Annotated in this window: 15 protein-coding genes, 2 tRNA genes, 3 rRNA genes and 1 pseudogene; 6 read left to right on the top strand and 15 right to left on the bottom strand. The window is 42.6% G+C overall.

From position 1 onward, the window contains the following. The first annotated feature begins 1 nt into the window (after window position 1). Entirely contained in the window at window positions 2-1,921 is a 1,920-nt protein-coding gene (locus tag NSQ11_RS01020; protein WP_017358873.1) for a glycoside hydrolase family 3 protein, read from the top strand. 11 nt (window positions 1,922-1,932) lie between these two features. After that, window positions 1,933-3,180, top strand: a complete 1,248-nt coding sequence (locus NSQ11_RS01015) for a DUF1343 domain-containing protein (protein ID WP_017358872.1) — start codon at window positions 1,933-1,935, stop codon at window positions 3,178-3,180. 38 nt (window positions 3,181-3,218) lie between these two features. Here NSQ11_RS01015 and NSQ11_RS01010 read toward each other — a convergent pair whose 3' ends face one another. The 4 genes from NSQ11_RS01010 to NSQ11_RS00995 all read right to left on the bottom strand — a co-directional run bounded on the left by NSQ11_RS01010 (window position 3,219) and on the right by NSQ11_RS00995 (window position 7,152). Next, a complete protein-coding gene (locus tag NSQ11_RS01010) occupies window positions 3,219-4,184 on the bottom strand; it encodes a bile acid:sodium symporter family protein (RefSeq protein WP_224562963.1) in 966 nt (321 codons plus the stop codon). A 60-nt stretch (window positions 4,185-4,244) separates the two neighbouring features. After that, window positions 4,245-5,684: a SulP family inorganic anion transporter gene (locus NSQ11_RS01005; protein ID WP_335357928.1), complete on the bottom strand. Its 1,440-nt coding sequence runs from the start codon at window positions 5,682-5,684 to the stop codon at window positions 4,245-4,247. A gap of 330 nt (window positions 5,685-6,014) precedes the next feature. Then, window positions 6,015-6,980 (bottom strand): flagellin Hag, encoded by a 966-nt coding sequence (gene hag, locus NSQ11_RS01000; protein WP_017358869.1) that lies wholly within the window; start codon window positions 6,978-6,980, stop codon window positions 6,015-6,017. Between the two features lie 49 nt (window positions 6,981-7,029). Beyond that, window positions 7,030-7,152, bottom strand: coding sequence for a hypothetical protein (locus tag NSQ11_RS00995; protein ID WP_342501206.1), 123 nt, complete (start codon window positions 7,150-7,152; stop codon window positions 7,030-7,032). Between the two features lie 554 nt (window positions 7,153-7,706). Here NSQ11_RS00995 and NSQ11_RS00990 point away from each other — a divergent pair. Next, complete coding sequence (locus tag NSQ11_RS00990) at window positions 7,707-7,895, top strand: tyrosine-type recombinase/integrase (protein ID WP_129548439.1); 189 nt, start codon at window positions 7,707-7,709, stop codon at window positions 7,893-7,895. A gap of 93 nt (window positions 7,896-7,988) precedes the next feature. Here NSQ11_RS00990 and NSQ11_RS00985 read toward each other — a convergent pair. From NSQ11_RS00985 to NSQ11_RS00965, 5 genes are all read right to left on the bottom strand, one after another. Continuing rightward, window positions 7,989-8,061 (bottom strand) — tRNA-Thr (locus NSQ11_RS00985). A gap of 1 nt (window position 8,062) precedes the next feature. Next, a tRNA-Asn gene (locus tag NSQ11_RS00980) sits at window positions 8,063-8,137 on the bottom strand. A gap of 43 nt (window positions 8,138-8,180) precedes the next feature. Continuing rightward, a 5S ribosomal RNA gene (gene rrf, locus NSQ11_RS00975) occupies window positions 8,181-8,296 on the bottom strand. 61 nt (window positions 8,297-8,357) lie between these two features. Next, a 23S ribosomal RNA gene (locus tag NSQ11_RS00970) occupies window positions 8,358-11,288 on the bottom strand. A gap of 182 nt (window positions 11,289-11,470) precedes the next feature. Further along, window positions 11,471-13,019, bottom strand: a 16S ribosomal RNA gene (locus NSQ11_RS00965). The 16S, 23S and 5S rRNA genes sit together here with 2 tRNA genes alongside, the layout of an rRNA operon. Before the next feature lie 377 nt (window positions 13,020-13,396). Between NSQ11_RS00965 and pdaB the strand changes: the two genes are divergently transcribed. Continuing rightward, on the top strand, window positions 13,397-14,161 hold the full coding sequence (gene pdaB / locus NSQ11_RS00960; protein ID WP_017366469.1) for a polysaccharide deacetylase family sporulation protein PdaB: 765 nt from the start codon (window positions 13,397-13,399) through the stop codon (window positions 14,159-14,161). Here pdaB and NSQ11_RS00955 read toward each other — a convergent pair. Then, window positions 14,154-14,756, bottom strand: a complete 603-nt coding sequence (locus tag NSQ11_RS00955) for a KinB-signaling pathway activation protein (protein ID WP_008345196.1) — start codon at window positions 14,754-14,756, stop codon at window positions 14,154-14,156. The genes pdaB and NSQ11_RS00955 overlap by 8 nt on opposite strands. 90 nt (window positions 14,757-14,846) lie before the next feature. On the opposite strand from NSQ11_RS00955, the gene gerD reads away from it, so the two are divergent. After that, complete coding sequence (gene gerD / locus NSQ11_RS00950) at window positions 14,847-15,425, top strand: spore germination lipoprotein GerD (RefSeq protein ID WP_007496366.1); 579 nt, start codon at window positions 14,847-14,849, stop codon at window positions 15,423-15,425. A gap of 38 nt (window positions 15,426-15,463) precedes the next feature. On the opposite strand, the gene NSQ11_RS00945 is transcribed toward gerD, so the two are convergent. The 3 genes from NSQ11_RS00945 to NSQ11_RS00935 form a co-directional block, all read right to left on the bottom strand. After that, a complete protein-coding gene (locus tag NSQ11_RS00945; RefSeq protein WP_007496365.1) occupies window positions 15,464-16,522 on the bottom strand; it encodes an Mrp/NBP35 family ATP-binding protein in 1,059 nt (352 codons plus the stop codon). A 103-nt stretch (window positions 16,523-16,625) separates the two neighbouring features. After that, window positions 16,626-17,339, bottom strand: a complete 714-nt coding sequence (gene cwlD, locus NSQ11_RS00940; RefSeq protein WP_046526520.1) for an N-acetylmuramoyl-L-alanine amidase CwlD — start codon at window positions 17,337-17,339, stop codon at window positions 16,626-16,628. Between the two features lie 58 nt (window positions 17,340-17,397). Beyond that, entirely contained in the window at window positions 17,398-17,841 is a 444-nt protein-coding gene (locus tag NSQ11_RS00935; RefSeq protein ID WP_046342462.1) for a YbaK family protein, read from the bottom strand. A gap of 184 nt (window positions 17,842-18,025) precedes the next feature. Here NSQ11_RS00935 and NSQ11_RS00930 point away from each other — a divergent pair. Continuing rightward, a pseudogene (locus NSQ11_RS00930) lies at window positions 18,026-18,265 on the top strand (DUF4825 domain-containing protein); the annotation flags it as partial. A gap of 65 nt (window positions 18,266-18,330) precedes the next feature. Here NSQ11_RS00930 and NSQ11_RS00925 read toward each other — a convergent pair. Both NSQ11_RS00925 and NSQ11_RS00920 read right to left on the bottom strand, forming a co-directional pair. Then, window positions 18,331-19,410: a serine hydrolase gene (locus tag NSQ11_RS00925; protein WP_076822530.1), complete on the bottom strand. Its 1,080-nt coding sequence runs from the start codon at window positions 19,408-19,410 to the stop codon at window positions 18,331-18,333. Between the two features lie 11 nt (window positions 19,411-19,421). After that, window positions 19,422-20,732 carry a DCC1-like thiol-disulfide oxidoreductase family protein gene (locus NSQ11_RS00920; protein WP_076822528.1) on the bottom strand — a complete coding sequence of 437 codons (1,311 nt, stop codon included), beginning with the start codon at window positions 20,730-20,732 and terminating at the stop codon, window positions 19,422-19,424.

Here is a 20,732-nt window from a genome sequence, read left to right as displayed (position 1 = left end):
GATGTTAAAAGCTCTGTTCCCCGCTGCACTCGTTTTGGCCCTGCTCACCTCTTCCATTCCAACGGAAAAGGTGAGCTCCGCCCCTCTCCCAACTGCCAAACAAATGGTTCAGGACATGTCCTTGGATGAAAAAATTGGCCAAATGCTCATGCCAGACTTTCGCAATTGGCAAGCAGAAGGTGAATCCGCTCCTACAGGCTTCACAAAAATGAATAAAGAAGTTTCTCACCTTGTAGAGAAATATCATTTAGGCGGTGTCATCTTATTTGCAGAAAATGTCGTTGATACGAAACAAACCGTCAAACTCACACATGAATTTCAACAAGCATCACCCAACATTCCTTTACTCATTTCCATTGATCAAGAAGGCGGAATCGTCACAAGACTACAAAAGGGAACACATTTCCCAGGAAATATGTCGATTGGTGCCTCTCGAAGTGAGAAAAATGCTTATGACACTGGTAAAATCATCGGTAAAGAATTAAACGCTCTAGGTATCAATACAAATTTCTCTCCTGTTCTTGATGTAAATAATAACCCGAATAACCCCGTCATCGGTGTCCGTTCCTTTAGCTCTGACCCTGAACTTGTCACGAGACTTGGTCTGCAAACCATGAAAGGACTTCAAAAGGAAAAGACCATTTCCACATTAAAGCATTTCCCGGGACATGGTGATACAGCTGTTGATAGTCACTACGGTCTTCCGCTTGTCGAACATGATCTAGATCGTCTTAAAAAGGTGGAGCTGTATCCATTTCAACAAGCAATCAACGCAGGGGCAGATATGGTCATGACCGCTCATGTTCAATTCCCAGCCATTGATGACACAACGTATAAAAGCAAAAAAGATGGCGAGGACATTATGGTTCCAGCAACCTTATCAAAAAAAGTCATCACAAACTTATTAAAAGAAGACATGGGCTTTCAAGGAGTGGTTGTAACAGACGCCCTCAATATGAAAGCGATTGCAGATAACTTCGGACAGGAAGAAGCTGTGGTAATGGCTATTAAAGCAGGCGTCGACATTGCCCTCATGCCAGCACCTGTCACGTCCTTAAAGACAGAAAAAAACCTAGAGAATGTGTTCAATGCTTTAAAAAGAGCAGTTCTCACAAAAGAAATCCCGATATCTCAGATCAATCAATCTGTCGAAAAAATCCTTCAATTAAAGATCAAACGCGGCATCATTTCCGCCAATAAATCAGTAAGCCTTGAGAAGAAAATCAAAAAAGCCACACAGCTCGTTGGTCAAAAGTCGCACCGAAAAGCAGAACAAAAAATGGCACGTGAAGGAATCACTCTCCTTAAAAACAACGACAAAACCTTGCCTTTTAAGCCTAAAAAGAATGACAAAATCGTACTCATGGCACCATACGAAGATCAAACAAAAGCAATGTCCGTCACAATTGAATCACTAATCAAACAAAAAAAGATCAAACCTGTGCGTATCCAATCATACGCATTTGCAGATAAGAGCTTCTCCAAAGAAACAGCCAAACTCATTCAAAATGCTGACTATGTCATTACCGGCTCTTACGTTGTCCAAAATGACCCGGCTGTGAATGATGGCGTCATTGATGACGGTGTACAGGATCCGAAAAAATGGGCAACGGCCTTCCCTCGTGCTGTCATGAATGAAGCAGCAGCACAAAACAAAAAATTGGTCATCATGAGTCTTAGAAACCCATATGATGCTGCAAATTTCGAGGAAGCCGACGCCTTACTGGCTGTGTACGGTTTTAAAGGCTACTCAAATGGACAATTCAATCAACCCAATATTCCTGCGGGACTAGAAGTGATTTTTGGAGCGGCCTCACCTAAAGGAAAATTGCCCGTCGCTATCCCATCAGTCACTCATCCTAATCAAACCCTTTACCCATTTGGCTATGGACTCAATTTAAAAGGCAAACAGATCAAATAGGAGGGATTCTCTTGAAAAAGACAGCAAGCTTGATACTCGCTAGCATTCTCATGATCAGCACATTGACCGCCGCCTCCCCCGCAGATTCAGAACGAACAGATACAAAAGGAAAAAAAGCAACAGTCAAAACAGGTATCGAAACATTACTCTCAAGTAACCTCTCTTGGCTTAAAGGGAAAAAAGTAGGGCTTATTACGAATCCTACAGGCATTGATGCAAACATGAAAAGCAGTGTCGATCTGCTATTTGAACACCCCGATATCAAACTGACTGCCTTGTATGGGCCTGAACATGGCGTCCGTGGTGATGCACAAGCAGGAGAAGGCGTCGAATCGTATACTGACGAAAAAACAGGCCTGCCTGTTTACTCTCTTTATGGAAAAACAAGAAAGCCAACTCCTGAAATGCTCAAAAATGTAGATGTCCTGCTATTTGATATTCAAGACGTTGGTGCTCGTTATTACACCTATATTTACACGATGGCGTATGCAATGGAAGCGGCTAAGGAAAACAACATTCCATTTGTTGTCTTAGATCGTCCAAACCCAATAGGCGGACTAAAAGTAGAAGGACCCGTATTAGAGCCAGAACATGCCTCATTTGTAGGTCTCTATCCCATCCCATTAAGACATGGGATGACAACTGGAGAACTTGCATACATGTTTAACAAAGAGTTTCATATCAACGCTGATGTAAAAGTGATCAAAATGAAACATTGGAAACGATCCATGACGTTCGATGACACGAAGCTGCCGTTCGTCCTCCCTTCACCTAACATGCCGACCGTTGATAGTACCTTTGTCTACCCAGCAACAGGATTAATCGAAGGCACAAACGTTTCTGAAGGCAGAGGAACAACAAAACCGTTCGAACTCATTGGCGCCCCATATATCAATAGCAATGAGCTAGCAGATCATTTAAATGGGTTAAAACTAAAAGGCGTTCAATTTAGACCTGTCTCATTTACCCCTACCTTTTCAAAACATGCCGGGACTTTGTCTCACGGGGTACAGCTTTATGTCACAGACCGAAAATCATTCGAAGCAGTCAAAACAGGTCTATCTATCATCAAAGCAATACATGACTTGTATCCTAATGACTTTCAATTCCTACAAACAGGCAGCTTTGATAAACTCATCGGGAATAGCTGGATCAAAGAAGAAATCAATAAAGGCACTTCCATCAAACACATCATGAAACAATACCACCATGACCTGAAAACGTTCGAAAAGAAACGAAAAAAATACCTCATCTATTAATCGCAAAAAAACCTCCACCTTAAAGGATGGAGGTTTTTTCATGATAAAGACTTAGTCACAGCAGGTACTTTCAGCTCGAAACGATGAAGTAAAAAGCCAAACAAGGCTGCAAGCACTTGCTGAAACAGCATGCCAATCACGACAGGAACAGCAACAGCAGGCGGGAAAAAGCTAATGGCAAGCACAGCACCCGCGCTAATGTTCCGCATACCGCCCGTATACACAATCGCCACAATTTCTCCTTGGGTACATTTCATCGCCTTTCCAATCAACCACGCAAAAGCATACCCACTCATTGCAATGAAAAAGACAGTCGCTGCTTTGCTAAAAAATGCAGCATCCAGTTCACGCAAATATGGGGCGACAACAGAACTGTTAATCGATACGACAACAAACAAGCCTAATTTTGAAAAAGGAGCCAAGGTCTGACTCATTGCTTTTGTCACCGATGGCTTTGCATACTGACGAACGAGCATCCCTAAAATAGAGGGCAGCACCACCATACCGAATAGTCCTTTCATGATCGCCACCATGTCCATATGGACCTGTGTACCAACGAAGATTGACAAGCTTACTGGCACAATCAATGGCGAAAGCAATGTATCAATTAATATGATAGATAACGTTAACCCCACATTCCCTTTATACATTGCCGCCCATATTAAACTAGACACACCTGTCGGAATCACCATCGCAAGCGTCAAACCGGTGATCGTCATAGAATCGCCCGCAAATATCAAATGCCCTGCTGACCATGCATAAAGGGGCATCAACACATGCAAAATCATAAACGATAAAATCAAAGGCAATGGATGCATCACCGTATGTTTTAAAGCTGAAAAAGTAGATGACAAGCTCCCTGAAAATGTCATCACAGCAAACACCCAAGGCACCAAAAAGGTGAAATCTTTTAAATACGCCGCCAATAATACACCAGATAGCACGCTGACAGGCGTAATGAGCGGCATCATCCGGCCGAGCACCTGATTCAAACGGACAAGCATGCCGGCCACCTCCATCCTTCACTTTCTTCCTTGTTTTATTGTAACAAACAGAAAAGTCTTTTAAGATCCAATCACTTGTTTCACAAGCTTTTGACTAGACGTATCCATTCCAACTACGTCCACCTCTACACCAGCTGTACGATATTTGTCCTTCACACGTTCTATCGCGGCCACACCTGATTCATCCCATATACGCGCTTCAGACAAATCAATGACAACAGCTTGGAGATCTTTTTTCTGATCGAACGCTTGGATGAAATCAGTCACAGAAGCAAAGAAAATTTGGCCTTTTATTCGATAAATCCAAGTCCCTGCTTGGCTTTCTGTAGACGTAATATGAAGCTTCGATATTTTTGCTACAAAGAATACCGCACTAAGAAGAACACCTGCAAAAACACCCTTTGATAAATCATGAGTGAACACCACCGTCACGACCGTGACAAGCATCACAAGAGAATCTGTTTTTGGGTTCTTTTTCAGCTGCTGGAATGAACTCCAATCAAAGGTACCAATAGAAACCATGATCATGACAGCCACAAGAGCAGCCATCGGAATTTGAACAACCACATCACCGAGCACAAAAATCAATACCATTAAAAATGCACCAGCAACAAAGGTAGAAAGCCTGCCTCGTCCCCCTGCCTTTGTATTAATCACAGATTGACCAATCATCGCACAGCCAGCCATACCGCCAAAAAATCCTGCCACCACATTGGCAATTCCTTGGCCTCTCGCTTCCTTATTTTTACGACTAGACGTTTCCGTCATATCATCTACAATCTGTGCTGTTAATAAAGATTCAAGTAAACCAACCATCGCAAGTGCTAAGGAATAAGGAAAAATGATAGCAAGTGTTTCCCAGTTAAACGGTACATTTGGGATAAGAAAAACTGGCAAAGAGCTAGGCAGCTCTCCCATGTCTCCAACCGTTCTGACATCAATATGCCCAAATACAGCAATCATCGTCATCACAATAATTGCAATAAGTGGAGAGGGAATAACTTTTGTGACCATCGGCAATACATAAATGATCAACAATGCTCCACCTGTCATGACATACATAGCCATGGATTCCCCAACGAAATGCGGCAGCTGTGCCATGAAGATCATAATTGCCAATGCATTAACAAAACCAACCATCACAGACCTCGGAATAAATTTCATCAGACGAGAAACACGACACATTCCAAACACAATTTGAATCAGGCCTGTTAAAATCGTAGCCGCAAACAAGTACTGCAATCCATGATCGGCTACCAAATTAACCATAACCAGAGCCATAGCCCCTGTAGCGGCCGAAATCATACCTGGCCGTCCACCAACAAACGAAATGACAATGGCAATACAAAACGAAGCATACAACCCAATCTTTGGATCAACGCCCGCAATAATCGAAAACGCAATCGCCTCAGGAATTAAAGCCAGAGCCACTAAAATACCCGCCAGCACATCCTGACGCACATATCCAAACCATTCTTGCTTTACAAATAAATCTTTCAAACCATCTACTCCTTTTTATATACATACCGTACAAGGAAAAAGAAGGCGAATAAAACCCGGAGATACAGAAAGGAACAAACAATAACCATTCAATTTCGGGGAAAAAGAGGAACGTACAGAGTCTTTTGTTAGAGAGGATAATCATCACTTTAGTAAGAATATAAGAAAGGAACTAAGGAATCAAGCACAAAAAGAAGGAATGTGTAGAAAATTGATACAAAGCTTACTTACCAATCGATTTATTCCATTCTTGAGTCTATTTGTCACTGAGCATGTCCAACATTTAAAGCAAACAACAAAAGCCCCTATATAAAAGGGGCTTTTGGTTGATTAACGTAATAATTGAAGTACATTTTGCGGCTGTTGATTCGCTTGTGCAAGCATAGCTTGAGACGCTTGAGAAAGAATGTTGTTCTTTGTGAACTCACTCATTTCTTTCGCCATGTCAACGTCACGAATACGAGACTCAGCAGCAGTTAAGTTTTCAGCAGATGCACCCAAGTTGTTAATCGTGTGCTCTAGACGGTTTTGTACTGCACCAAGTTTTCCACGTTGAGCAGATACTTGGTTAATAGCTGCATCAACAATACTTAGTTGAGTATCAAAACCAACATCAGTAGCATCTGCTGCATTATCAGCAAACTTTCTTACATCGATGTCTTTAATCGCTTGATTCGCTACAATTCCATTAGCACCTTTCACTCCCAATGCATCTGTACTCATTTTATCAATATGAACTGAGATTTGTTGAGTTGCATTAGCACCGATTTGGAACACTAAAGCATTACCACTTGCTGGAACTGCAGGTGTACCTGTATCTGGATCATCTGGATCTGTCGGCGGAATTGCTGGTGTTCCTGGGGTTCCTTTAAACGAACCATCTAATAATTTTTTACCGTTAAACTCTGTACGATTTGAAATTCCATCTACTTCTTCTTGTAAAGCTTTAATTTCATCTTGGATAGATTGAAGGTCAGACTCTTTATCCTGTGTACCAGTATTTCCAGCTTGAACGACTAATTCACGAACACGTTGAAGGATTGAGTGAGTTTCAGTCAATGCCCCCTCAGCTGTTTGGATAAGAGAGATACCGTCCTGTGCGTTTTTTGAAGCCATTTCTAATCCGCGAATTTGTCCACGCATTTTTTCAGAGATTGCAAGACCTGCTGCGTCATCTCCTGCACGGTTGATTTTAAGACCAGAAGAAAGTTTCTCCATGTTCTTTTGGCTCGCACCGTTGTTTGCAGACAAACGGTTTAATGTGTTAAGTGCCGCGATATTGTGGTTAATTCTCATTTCCTATTACCTCCATGTAATTTTTTTCGAGCTTGTCTACAAAGTCCATTTAGATGAGAAGCTCTTCCTTAGAATTTCCGATTTCTAAGGCATGTGTATAGTAGTCATACAGATCACCTTTTGGCTCTCTAACTTTACTACCATATGTAACAACAGTTATGGCAATAATCATGAAATCTCCTTCTATTAATGCTCACCATAACAAAGAGTATTGTGTTACCTACTATAGACAGACCTACCACATATTTTAGTTTGTGGAAATTGTTTATTTCACAAATTCGACACATTTAAAATGCATAAAAGGAAGATGAAATTCTATCAACTACATTTTCAGGAGGAGAAACATAATTAGTGTAAAATTGTGTGGAAACAACACTTTTTCGTATACCCTAGAATCACTCGATAAAGTAACAGAGAAAGAAAAAGGTTTTTGAGAGAAGGATTCACTTCAAAAAAAGAACGATGAAAAATAACATCAAAAAAAGCCCCTGTTCTCTATGATCAGAGGCTTTACCTTTTTCACTTTTTCAATGCTTTTTGAAGAGCTGCTTTTATCTTCGAACCGTTCCATCTTTTATATGGCACAACGTTGACCAATGGAATGCCTTGCTCTGTCATCAACTAGACGAATTAGCATTGTACGTTCTCAACTACCTTTTTATATTTAAATAAATAGTGGGAGCGATTCGCAAAAAAGCACGATATAAGAAAATTCATTTGCATGATATGTGTCATACTCATTCTACAATGTTAATTAACCAAATTGGAAAAATACCTGGCTTTAATATTAAGTCTGTATCTCAACGTTTAGGGCATGCAAATGTAAAAACCACGCTTGAAACTTATACGCATGCATTCAAAGAAGCAGACACTTTGGTTGCAGATGCAATTTCAAATCTATTGCAAGCTAAGTGATCCGATCCCAATTCGATCCCAAGCAATTAAAAAAGACATAAAAAAAAGCCTTCTCATCATCGAGAAACCTTGTCAGAACAATATTTAGAGGAAAGCTTCCAAGCGGGCTCGAACCGCTGACCTCTTCCTTACCATGGAAGTGCTCTACCTACTGAGCTATGGAAGCATGGCTCCGCAGGTAGGACTCGAACCTACGACCGATCGGTTAACAGCCGATAGCTCTACCACTGAGCTACTGCGGAATGGATAAAGTAACTTCTTCCATTGGAAGGATATAAACAAAAAGCTTGGCGGCGTCCTACTCTCACAGGGGGAAACCCCCAACTACCATCGGCGCTGAAGAGCTTAACTTCCGTGTTCGGTATGGGAACGGGTGTGACCTCTTCGCTATCGCCACCAAACCTGATGGAGAGAATGTTCTCTCAAAACTAGATAACAACGTTCATTTTTCACATTAGAATATAGGTTAAGTCCTCGATCTATTAGTATCTGTCAGCTCCACGTGTCACCACGCTTCCACCTCAGACCTATCAACCTGATCATCTTTCAGGGATCTTACTTCCTTGCGGAATGGGAAATCTCATCTTGAGGGGGGCTTCATGCTTAGATGCTTTCAGCACTTATCCCGTCCGCACATAGCTACCCAGCGATGCCCTTGGCAGAACAACTGGTACACCAGCGGTGCGTCCATCCCGGTCCTCTCGTACTAAGGACAGCTCCTCTCAAATTTCCTGCGCCCGCGACGGATAGGGACCGAACTGTCTCACGACGTTCTGAACCCAGCTCGCGTACCGCTTTAATGGGCGAACAGCCCAACCCTTGGGACCGACTACAGCCCCAGGATGCGATGAGCCGACATCGAGGTGCCAAACCTCCCCGTCGATGTGGACTCTTGGGGGAGATAAGCCTGTTATCCCCGGGGTAGCTTTTATCCGTTGAGCGATGGCCCTTCCATGCGGAACCACCGGATCACTAAGCCCGACTTTCGTCCCTGCTCGACTTGTAGGTCTCGCAGTCAAGCTCCCTTGTGCCTTTACACTCTGCGAATGATTTCCAACCATTCTGAGGGAACCTTTGGGCGCCTCCGTTACATTTTAGGAGGCGACCGCCCCAGTCAAACTGCCCACCTGACACTGTCTCCCTGCCCGATAAGGGCAGCGGGTTAGAAGGTCAATACAGCCAGGGTAGTATCCCACCGATGCCTCCACCGAAGCTAGCGCTCCGGTTTCCAAGGCTCCTACCTATCCTGTACAAGCTGTACCAACATTCAATATCAGGCTGCAGTAAAGCTCCACGGGGTCTTTCCGTCCTGTCGCGGGTAACCTGCATCTTCACAGGTACTATAATTTCACCGAGTCTCTCGTTGAGACAGTGCCCAGATCGTTGCGCCTTTCGTGCGGGTCGGAACTTACCCGACAAGGAATTTCGCTACCTTAGGACCGTTATAGTTACGGCCGCCGTTTACTGGGGCTTCAATTCGCACCTTCGCTTACGCTAAGCGCTCCTCTTAACCTTCCAGCACCGGGCAGGCGTCAGCCCCTATACTTCGCCTTACGGCTTCGCAGAGACCTGTGTTTTTGCTAAACAGTCGCCTGGGCCTATTCACTGCGGCTTCTCGGGGCTTTAACACCCTAAGAAGCACCCCTTCTCCCGAAGTTACGGGGTCATTTTGCCGAGTTCCTTAACGAGAGTTCTCTCGATCACCTTAGGATTCTCTCCTCGCCTACCTGTGTCGGTTTGCGGTACGGGCACCTCTCACCTCGCTAGAGGCTTTTCTTGGCAGTGTGGAATCAGGAACTTCGCTACTAAATTTCGCTCGCCATCACAGCTCAGCCTTCACGGGAAACGGATTTGCCTATTTCCCAGCCTAACTGCTTGGACGCGGATATCCAATACCGCGCTTACCCTATCCTCCTGCGTCCCCCCATTGCTCAAATGGTGAGGAGGTGGTACAGGAATATCAACCTGTTGTCCATCGCCTACGCCTTTCGGCCTCGGCTTAGGTCCCGACTAACCCTGAGCGGACGAGCCTTCCTCAGGAAACCTTAGGCATTCGGTGGACGGGATTCTCACCCGTCTTTCGCTACTCATACCGGCATTCTCACTTCTAAGCGCTCCACCAGTCCTTCCGGTCTGACTTCACTGCACTTAGAACGCTCTCCTACCACTGTTCGTAAGAACAGTCCGCAGCTTCGGTGATACGTTTAGCCCCGGTACATTTTCGGCGCAGAGTCACTCGACCAGTGAGCTATTACGCACTCTTTAAATGGTGGCTGCTTCTAAGCCAACATCCTGGTTGTCTAAGCAACTCCACATCCTTTTCCACTTAACGTATACTTTGGGACCTTAGCTGGCGGTCTGGGCTGTTTCCCTTTCGACTACGGATCTTATCACTCGCAGTCTGACTCCCAAGGATAAGTCATCGGCATTCGGAGTTTGACTGAATTCGGTAACCCGGTAGGGGCCCCTAGTCCAATCAGTGCTCTACCTCCGAGACTCTTACCTTGAGGCTAGCCCTAAAGCTATTTCGGAGAGAACCAGCTATCTCCAGGTTCGATTGGCATTTCACCCCTACCCACACCTCATCCCCGCACTTTTCAACGTGCGTGGGTTCGGGCCTCCATTCAGTGTTACCTGAACTTCACCCTGGACATGGGTAGATCACCTGGTTTCGGGTCTACGACCACGTACTCATGCGCCCTATTCAGACTCGCTTTCGCTGCGGCTCCGCATCTTCTGCTTAACCTTGCACGGGATCGTAACTCGCCGGTTCATTCTACAAAAGGCACGCCATCACCCGTTAACGGGCTCTGACTACTTGTAGGCACACGGTTTCAGGATCTATTTCACTCCCCTTCCGGGGTGCTTTTCACCTTTCCCTCACGGTACTGGTTCACTATCGGTCACTAGGGAGTATTTAGCCTTGGGAGATGGTCCTCCCGGATTCCGACGGAATTTCACGTGTTCCGCCGTACTCAGGATCCACTCTGGAGAGAACAACATTTCAGTTACAGGGCTGTTACCTTCTTTGGCGGGCCTTTCCAGACCTCTTCGCTTATATCGTTCCTTTGTAACTCCGTATAGAGTGTCCTACAACCCCAAGAGGCAAGCCTCTTGGTTTGGGCTGTTCCCGTTTCGCTCGCCGCTACTCAGGGAATCGCATTTGCTTTCTCTTCCTCCGGGTACTTAGATGTTTCAGTTCCCCGGGTATGCCTTCTCATACTCTATGTATTCAAGTATGGATACTACTCCATTACGAGCAGTGGGTTTCCCCATTCGGAAATCTCCGGATCAAAGCTTGCTTACAGCTCCCCGAAGCATATCGGTGTTCGTCCCGTCCTTCATCGGCTCCTAGTGCCAAGGCATCCACCGTGCGCCCTTTCTAACTTAACCATTTCTTACTTTAGAAAGAATCACTATGTGTGATGAACTTTGCATTGCATTCAATGTGAATGTATTACTTATTGTTATCTAGTTTTCAAAGAACAATCCTGTCTCGCTAGAGACATGTTTGAAGGAATGATCCTTCAAAACTAAACAAGACGAAAAACGTACGCTGCTCCATATATCCTTAGAAAGGAGGTGATCCAGCCGCACCTTCCGATACGGCTACCTTGTTACGACTTCACCCCAATCATCTGCCCCACCTTCGGCGGCTGGCTCCATAAAGGTTACCTCACCGACTTCGGGTGTTGCAAACTCTCGTGGTGTGACGGGCGGTGTGTACAAGGCCCGGGAACGTATTCACCGCGGCATGCTGATCCGCGATTACTAGCGATTCCAGCTTCACGCAGTCGAGTTGCAGACTGCGATCCGAACTGAGAACAGATTTGTGGGATTGGCTAAACCTTGCGGTCTCGCAGCCCTTTGTTCTGTCCATTGTAGCACGTGTGTAGCCCAGGTCATAAGGGGCATGATGATTTGACGTCATCCCCACCTTCCTCCGGTTTGTCACCGGCAGTCACCTTAGAGTGCCCAACTGAATGCTGGCAACTAAGATCAAGGGTTGCGCTCGTTGCGGGACTTAACCCAACATCTCACGACACGAGCTGACGACAACCATGCACCACCTGTCACTCTGTCCCCGAAGGGAAAGCCCTATCTCTAGGGTTGTCAGAGGATGTCAAGACCTGGTAAGGTTCTTCGCGTTGCTTCGAATTAAACCACATGCTCCACCGCTTGTGCGGGCCCCCGTCAATTCCTTTGAGTTTCAGTCTTGCGACCGTACTCCCCAGGCGGAGTGCTTAATGCGTTAGCTGCAGCACTAAGGGGCGGAAACCCCCTAACACTTAGCACTCATCGTTTACGGCGTGGACTACCAGGGTATCTAATCCTGTTCGCTCCCCACGCTTTCGCTCCTCAGCGTCAGTTACAGACCAGAGAGTCGCCTTCGCCACTGGTGTTCCTCCACATCTCTACGCATTTCACCGCTACACGTGGAATTCCACTCTCCTCTTCTGCACTCAAGTTTCCCAGTTTCCAATGACCCTCCCCGGTTGAGCCGGGGGCTTTCACATCAGACTTAAGAAACCGCCTGCGAGCCCTTTACGCCCAATAATTCCGGACAACGCTTGCCACCTACGTATTACCGCGGCTGCTGGCACGTAGTTAGCCGTGGCTTTCTGGTTAGGTACCGTCAAGGTGCAAGCAGTTACTCTTGCACTTGTTCTTCCCTAACAACAGAGCTTTACGATCCGAAAACCTTCATCACTCACGCGGCGTTGCTCCGTCAGACTTTCGTCCATTGCGGAAGATTCCCTACTGCTGCCTCCCGTAGGAGTCTGGGCCGTGTCTCAGTCCCAGTGTGGCCGATCACCCTCTCAGGTCGGCTACGCATCGTCGCCTTGGTGAGCCGTTACCTCACCAACTAGCTAATGCGCCGCGGGTCCATCTGTAAGTGACAGCCGAAACCGTCTTTCATCCTTGAACCATGCGGTTCAAGGAACTATCCGGTATTAGCTCCGGTTTCCCGGAGTTATCCCAGTCTTACAGGCAGGTTACCCACGTGTTACTCACCCGTCCGCCGCTAACATCCGGGAGCAAGCTCCCTTCTGTCCGCTCGACTTGCATGTATTAGGCACGCCGCCAGCGTTCGTCCTGAGCCAGGATCAAACTCTCCGAAAAAGTACAAAACCGAAGTTTTGTTTTTCGTCAGCGTTTGACTGACTACCTATGATGTATCATAGGATTTTTTTATAAAAACTCGAATTAACAGGTACGTTTTGTCTTGTTTAGTTTTCAAAGATCATCTTCGCCGTTCTTAGCGGCTTTAATAATATAACATTTCGCTTCATCTTATGTCAACAACTTTTTTCAAGTTTATTTCCCGAAGCGTTTGTGTTTGTCACTGTGTGTCAGCGACGATTAATAATATATCACGAAAACATTCTGTTAGTCAACGCCTTTTCAGAACTTTTTTTAAAATAGTTTTATCGTGCATGTTAAACCCTTGTCCTGCATACAATCAAGTAACAATCTTGGACAAGGCAGGAGTGTTTGAATTGAGTCGATTATATGTGTTGCCTATTAAACGGCTGAAGCAAGTAGTCATTATTCTTGTAGCAGCCCTTGCAGCTGCAACCTTTTTTTATGTACAAAAGGCACCGCCGCTGTCGGTATTTAAAACAGAACAAGGGCCCCGAGCAATTTATAAAGGAGAGACCTCATCAAAACACGCATCCCTTACATTTAATATTGGCTGGGGAGACGAGAAGGCTGTTCCTATTTTAAATGTCCTCCGAGAGTACGATATAAAGAACGCCACTTTCTTTCTGTCTGCTTCTTGGGCTGAGCGTCACCCAGATATCGTGAAAAGGATTAAAGAGGATGGCCATCAAATTGGCAGCCTTGGCTATGCATATAAAAATTATAGCCAGCTTGAAGAAAACGAAATTAAGCGAGATCTTGTCCGTGCACAAAATACATTCCAAAAGCTTGGACTGGAAGACATTCAATTATTAAGACCGCCAACTGGGCAATTTAATGAAACGGTATTGAAAATTGCAACACAGTATGGCTATACCGTTGTCCATTACAGCATCAATTCTCAAGATTGGCTGAACCCGGGCGTCGACCAGATTGTTCATAATGTAAATGATCGAATGAAAAGCGGAGACATTATTCTCCTTCACGCCTCAGATTCAGCCACCCAAACCGCTCAAGCCTTACCAGCCATTTTAAAACACTTAAAAGACAAAAATTTAAGAAACGTCACGGTTGGCGAGCTTATCTCTAATACAAAAACAAAGTCAACTGAGGTTAAGTAGCTTTTGCTTTTGAAAACCGCGGCATAGCTAATAACTGAAACGCATTACAACCTAATAGCGGAAATAGCATTAAATATAGCCAGTCCTCTTCATTGACTCTAAGCGCCGGAAACCATTCTAACGACGTGATGACGACCATGAGAAACATTGCAGAAATAAATGTTTTCTTAGAGGACTGCTGCTGTTTAAAATAAGACACGATCAATGCAAACACACCGATAAAAACAGGCAGCCACAAGTATGGAAGAAATGATTCATTCTCCCCGAAAAACAAAAACCGCAAATAAGCTAAATCAAACAGCACGAAAATCACAAGGAATAACTGAATGGTATTCCATAAAGAATGCGACCTGAAAATCTCCAGCGCAAACCGGTGCACTGTCAAAAAGACAACAAACCCCATCTGACTGATTACACTAAAGATCATCCCCACACCAATAAACCAAAATAACACAGACGCAATCTCTAAAATCTCAAACGATACAAACAGCTTCTGATATTTCCCCCACTCCAGCGCAAAACCTACCACGCTTGTAATGACCGCTCCAACAGCCAGCACAGAGAAGAAAAAACGAACTAAATCCCGACTTTTCATTGAATTGACCCAACCCCTATTTTTGTTATGTATAAATTCACGTGAAACATTCATATTAAAAGTAAGACATGTAACGAAAGGAGCCACAGTATGTCAAAAGGCATCTTGCGTATAATGAGCTGTTTTCTTCTTTTATCTCTAACAGCTTGTGCTCCCAAAACCCAATCCTCATCTAATATGGACTATGACGAAACGAAAAAAATGGTCGTCGATATTTTGAAAACAGATGACGGTAAAAAGGCCATTCAACAGTTATTAAATGACGAGGCAATGAATGAAGCTTTGGTAATGGATGAACAAACTGTGAAAAAAACAATAGAGAAAACACTAACTTCTGATAAAGGCAAAGAGTTCTGGAAGAAGGTCTTTGAGGATTCTAAATTTGCCGAGACTTTCGCAAAATCCATGCAGCAACAGCATGAAAAGATGTTAAAACAATTGATGAAGGACCCTGACTATCAACAGATGATGATGGATATTCTCAAGGATCCTGAAATGGAAAAGAAATACGGTGAACTGGTCAAAAGCAAAGAGTTCAGAAAGCACTTAGAGAAAGTCATCACAGAAACATTAAGCAGCCCTCTCTATAAGAAGAAATTCGAAGATGAGCTAAAAAAAGCAGTCTCTGAAAGCAGCAATGATTCCGGTTCACAAGGAAGCGGCAGTTAAACATCACCCGAGTGGCACAAGGTCCACTCGGGATTTCATTATGCTTTTACTGCTAATTGTTCAATGACTTTATTGGCAATGTGTTGATACACTTCCCCTGTCGGATGACTCGCATCATAGACAGAAGGTGCAAAATCGTCCTCATTCCAATCAGGCTGTCTTAAAGGGATTTGACCAAGAACTGATACACGCAGCTCCTCCGCCAGCTTGTCCCCGCCGCCTTTTCCAAAGACATATTCCTTCTCACCTGTTTTTTTGCTTTCATAGTAACTCATATTCTCAACGACCCCTAGCACCTCGTGATCTGTTTGCAGTGCCATTGCGCCTGCTCTAGCAGCAACGAAAGCCGCTGTTGGATGCGGTGTCGTCACAATGATTTCTTTACAGCTCGGAAGCATCGTATGAATATCAAGTGCTACATCACCTGTTCCAGGCGGAAGGTCTAATAGTAAGTAATCTAATTCTCCCCACTCTACTTCGTGGAAGAAGTTATTTAGCATTTTACCAAGCATCGGTCCTCTCCAAATGACCGGTGCGTTTTCTTCAACAAAAAAGCCCATTGAAATCACTTTGACGCCAAAGCGTTCCACAGGAATAATCTTTTCCCCTTTAACTGTCGGTCTGACGGTGATTCCCATCATATCCGGTACGCTAAAGCCGTAAATATCAGCATCGATCAGTCCCACTTTTTTCCCTAGACGAGCCAGTGCCACAGCCAGGTTAACGGAAACAGTTGATTTCCCAACGCCGCCTTTTCCACTCGCAATCGCTAAGAACACAGGCGGATTTTTAGAGTTGAGCAAATTTTCTTCCTCATCCTGGGACGGCATAAACTTTTCAAGCGTTTCTTGAGGCAGTTCTTCAAAACGAAGTCCTACAGTGTTCGCGCCCGCTGCTTTTAAAGCTTGTACGATGTCTTGCTGCAGCTTCATCTGCTCAGCAGTGCCTGTCTTGGCAATCGCCACTTTTAAGCTCACATGTTCTTTTTCAGGCTTTAGGCTGATTTCCTTGATGGCATCCAGCTCACCAAGCGGTATATGAAGGAAAGGTTCGTCCATCTTCCCAACTAGTTTTCTCACATCATCTTGTCCGATCATAGCAGAACCTCACCCTTTATTGAATTCGTTTACAATCCAAGTATATCATACATATCCTTACAATGTCTGTCCTCTTTGCCTGCGATAAACAGGAAAAAGCCCCTTATTCAGGCGGCTCTTTTTGCTCTGTTAAATATCTGAGAATGCCTTTATAAATCGAAGCAGCAATTTGATCCTGATATTTAGGAGTCGCCAGCTGACCAGCCTCTTTTGGATTCGATAAAAATCCGATTTCGACAAGCGCTCCTGGCTTCGTGACATTTTGCATTAAATAAATCCCATTGATTCGCTTCGCCTTGCGATCTGTGTTTTCAAGGTTGTTGCGCAATTCATCTTGAATGAACTTCGCTGCTTTTTCATTCTCTTCATACTTTCCGTAAAAGAACGTCTGTGCCCCGCTCCATTTGTTCGATGGGATCGCATTTAAATGAATACTTAAATAGAGATCTGCTTCAGACTCATTGATGACTTTCACACGGTTTCTCAAATCCTCCGCTTTCTTTCGGGCATAACTCTTTGTATTCTTTGATGATAAATCAGAGTCATCTTCCCGGGTCATGAGAACAAGCGCTCCCTGCTCCTGCAAATAGTCTCTTATCTTCATGGACACATCCAGTGCAATCTCTTTTTCGAGCAACTCGCCGCCAACAGCACCGCCATCTGGACCGCCGTGACCCGGATCTAAATAGATGATCTTGCCGCTCAAAGGCAAGTTCCACGATTTCCACGAATCATCATTTAGAAACTGAAATCTGAATAAGAATAAGAGGACAATAAACCCGATTAAAAACCCTGTCCATTTCAGCTTTCTTTTCATCCCTGTCCCTCCCATACACCATTATTTTATAGATATGGGACAAGGGCTGGAAATATGCTTAGTGCAGTCGAAGCTTATGCCTTTTTTCTGATTCCCGAAAGCCTTCCTGCCACCATATGCTTAAAAATTCCTTCGCAAATGGATACAGACACGACATCTTACGCTCCATTCGGAACATATTCCCCCACGATTGCAAACACCCTGCTAGCTCCTCAACCAGCTCATCTTCTTCATGAACTGACCGCTTTTTTATATCATCGAATGATTCACCATACTTACTCGACTCACCGTATCTCCCACCTGCTAAAAAAGCCTCAATGGCGAAATCAATACAGCCATCACTCATAATCCCAGCTGGATCATCTGCAAATGGGAACAGCTTCCTCGTGAATTTCTCGGAAGCGATCGTCACCTGTTGAAGAGACAATGTACGCAACAGCTTCTTTTCAAGCGTGACATCTCGTTTTGTTTTCAATTGATAAAATGAAAGAACTTCTGCCATGGACTGAACTCCTTTTTTTCTTTGTATTGTTCGTTGGTTTGAACAAAACATGCAGTTCAGTAAATGGAAATGGCGGCCTGTGAACAATCAGAATGGAAAAGTATTAGACGTCACGTATGGAGAAAAAGAAAATGCCGGCTATACAGACGCCTTCTGGTTTGATTAAAAGGACACGGTCGAAAAAACGTATTTATACAACGCAATCGCACTTTTTATTCTTGTCGATAATGTAGAGCAAGTGACACTTAGGATGAGCTCTAAAGACGAGCCAGCCGTCACGTTTAAAAGACAGATACTAGAGAAGATGCTGCCTCACACTTTTAAGGATTACAAAATCTACCCAGCGCTTTGGGAAAAAGATCTTGTCGAGGGTGTAGTCAATTTAAAGGAGAAACACCAAGCTGTGTACAAATTTCCCCAATAAAGAAATGAAAAAACAGAGGGGAGTTGCCCCTCTGTTTTCAAAAAATATTCGATTTAACGGCATAGTTAATCTTTCAGCGAGAGTATCAGTTTTTCTCTGAACTTTTTATCCTTTGCCAACATTATCACAAAATCATTAAATATATTTTGTATCCAATAAGAATTAGATGCACGCTTATCGTTTATAAAAAGTGATATTGCTATCGAATTATCACTACTTCCTTTAAATAAAGCAGACGTTAAAACAAAAGGAGTTGCTCCACTTTTAAACCAAAAACAATGATCTTTTTCCTCTATTAAGTTTCTGCCAAACAAAATGTCATCAAACATTTCCTTCTCTTTTACAGTTAACAAATCTTTATAAAAGCGTAGCATTAACTTTGAATATTCGTTAGTTGTTGAATAAGTCAATTTCTGTGTCAAAATTGATTGCATTTTGAACCCCAAAAGCTTTTTCTTAAATAGTCTTTTCTCAAGGTCAATTTTTCCTTTATTGTTGTTCTTCATGAGTTCAAAAATCTCAGAAATAAGCCTTCGATAATCATCATCAGACATTGTTTTAATTTTTTTTAACGAAGCTCTTTTAGAAGCTAATACAAAAGACGGCGTTAACATATTAGGGGTAAGTGGAAATATATCATCATGATCTATTATGTCTAACTTAGACATACCTTCGTTGATGTTATTAAGACCTATCTTATCCATTAAAAAATCGGTGCAAGCATTGGAACTAAATTGCATCATACCTTTTGCAATATCCAAAAGTGTTACTTTATTTTTAATGCCGGATATGTTTATCCAGGCTTTATGAGCACCTCCATCTGTTCTAGCTATGTAAAACCTGTCAACATCACTTAAACTCACTTCTTCATCAGGCTTCAGTTTTCCCATGGTTATTGCCTTTACAAAATGATAAGCAACTATTAGCTTTACAGTACTAGCCAAAGGGACTTTTACGTCACCATTGTACTCTAATGTCTTCACATCATTTTCTATAATTGTTACTGATAAATCTTTTTTATTTTTTTCTAAAAAATTCAGCAAATCATAAATGTTTTTCTTTTTATTTTTACGATAAAGGAAAATGTCTATTGAGATGTAAATTAACAATATAAAAATAATTGACACAATAATTAATATTAACATATCATCCCTCTTTAATCTTTTATATAGCAACTATCGTTATTACACTTTCCTGAAGGAATTACACTTCTCCTCGATGCTATATAATCATATGATAAATTTCCTATACCGAGCCATTTAGAGACATACAAAAAAGGTAATAAAAACCAAAGAGGAATAAGACGTTTACTTATTTGAATAAAAGAGTCCACTCCATTAAAAATATTTTCCTTTTTGTTGATATTCCAACTATGCATTCTCTTCTCCAAATCTTCTTTAGCAATATTCCCAAACACTTCAGCCTTTCTAAAGTTAATAAATACAATTAAATGAAACCAATCATATTTTTTCAGTCTTCTAATAGTGGATATGCAAAACTTGCAATCTCCATCATAATAAACCATATGCTTAAAATTGCTTAAATATTTCTTTGAAAAACTTTCCGTACAAACTAAAGAAACTCTCTTAATCTCTCTAGTTAAAGTCGAAATCTTCCGATAAAAGAATCTATAATCATCATTAGTGAAGAATAATAGCTCTAATGAAATCATTATAAGTGAAAATGTGTACAGTCCCATCCCTATACCAATGGCTAGATGGAAAATACTTATTAAACAGACGGCTAATAATTTAGTTCTCCGATTAAACACAAGAAATACAAATGCAAATTTAACATAAATACTTGCATAAGTTAAAATCACACCAAGGTAAATAAAATCCGTGTGAAGTAGTTGAAATATTTTAGTAGATAATGATTCTATTTGAGATATATAATATATTGCTACCCCTGAATTCCATGATTCCCCCATTAATTGATAAGTAGCAGAGAGGAGATACAATATTAAAACCTGTGCTAATATAAAGTACACTGCAAAATTATGAAGAATTAGTGACAATTCATTAGTCTTAATACTCTGCTTTTTATTTGTTAAAGTAAAGTATTTCGTGGAATTTGTGAACATAAGGAAAAAAAGCGCTATAATCATTATGTTATCTCCACCATCACCAATATGGTAAAATCTTTCATTTAAAGAAAAATACAATAAGTAATTTAATACACTGCTCCATCTTCCCATAAAACCAACTGTATATAATACAGCAACTATTATACCGAGATGGTATAATACATCAAAATAGATAATAGAGTTTGATAAACTATATAGTGAAAGCGTATTTCCAATTAGAGTATTGTACCCTTGTTCCGAGAATAGAAAATGACGCTGACTATATAAGATCATATAGTTAAATAAAATAATAACACCAAATATAATTCTTAGGATACTCGTAGCAATACTAAATCTATCCTCTGTAAAGAAAACAATTATTTTATTTTGTAACCTCTGCAT

The organism is Bacillus sp. FSL W7-1582, from assembly GCF_038593325.1.
Classification (GTDB): domain Bacteria; phylum Bacillota; class Bacilli; order Bacillales; family Bacillaceae; genus Bacillus; species Bacillus altitudinis.
Note: the sequence above shows the minus strand (reverse complement) of the source record. Positions and strands in the feature narration are given on the sequence as shown.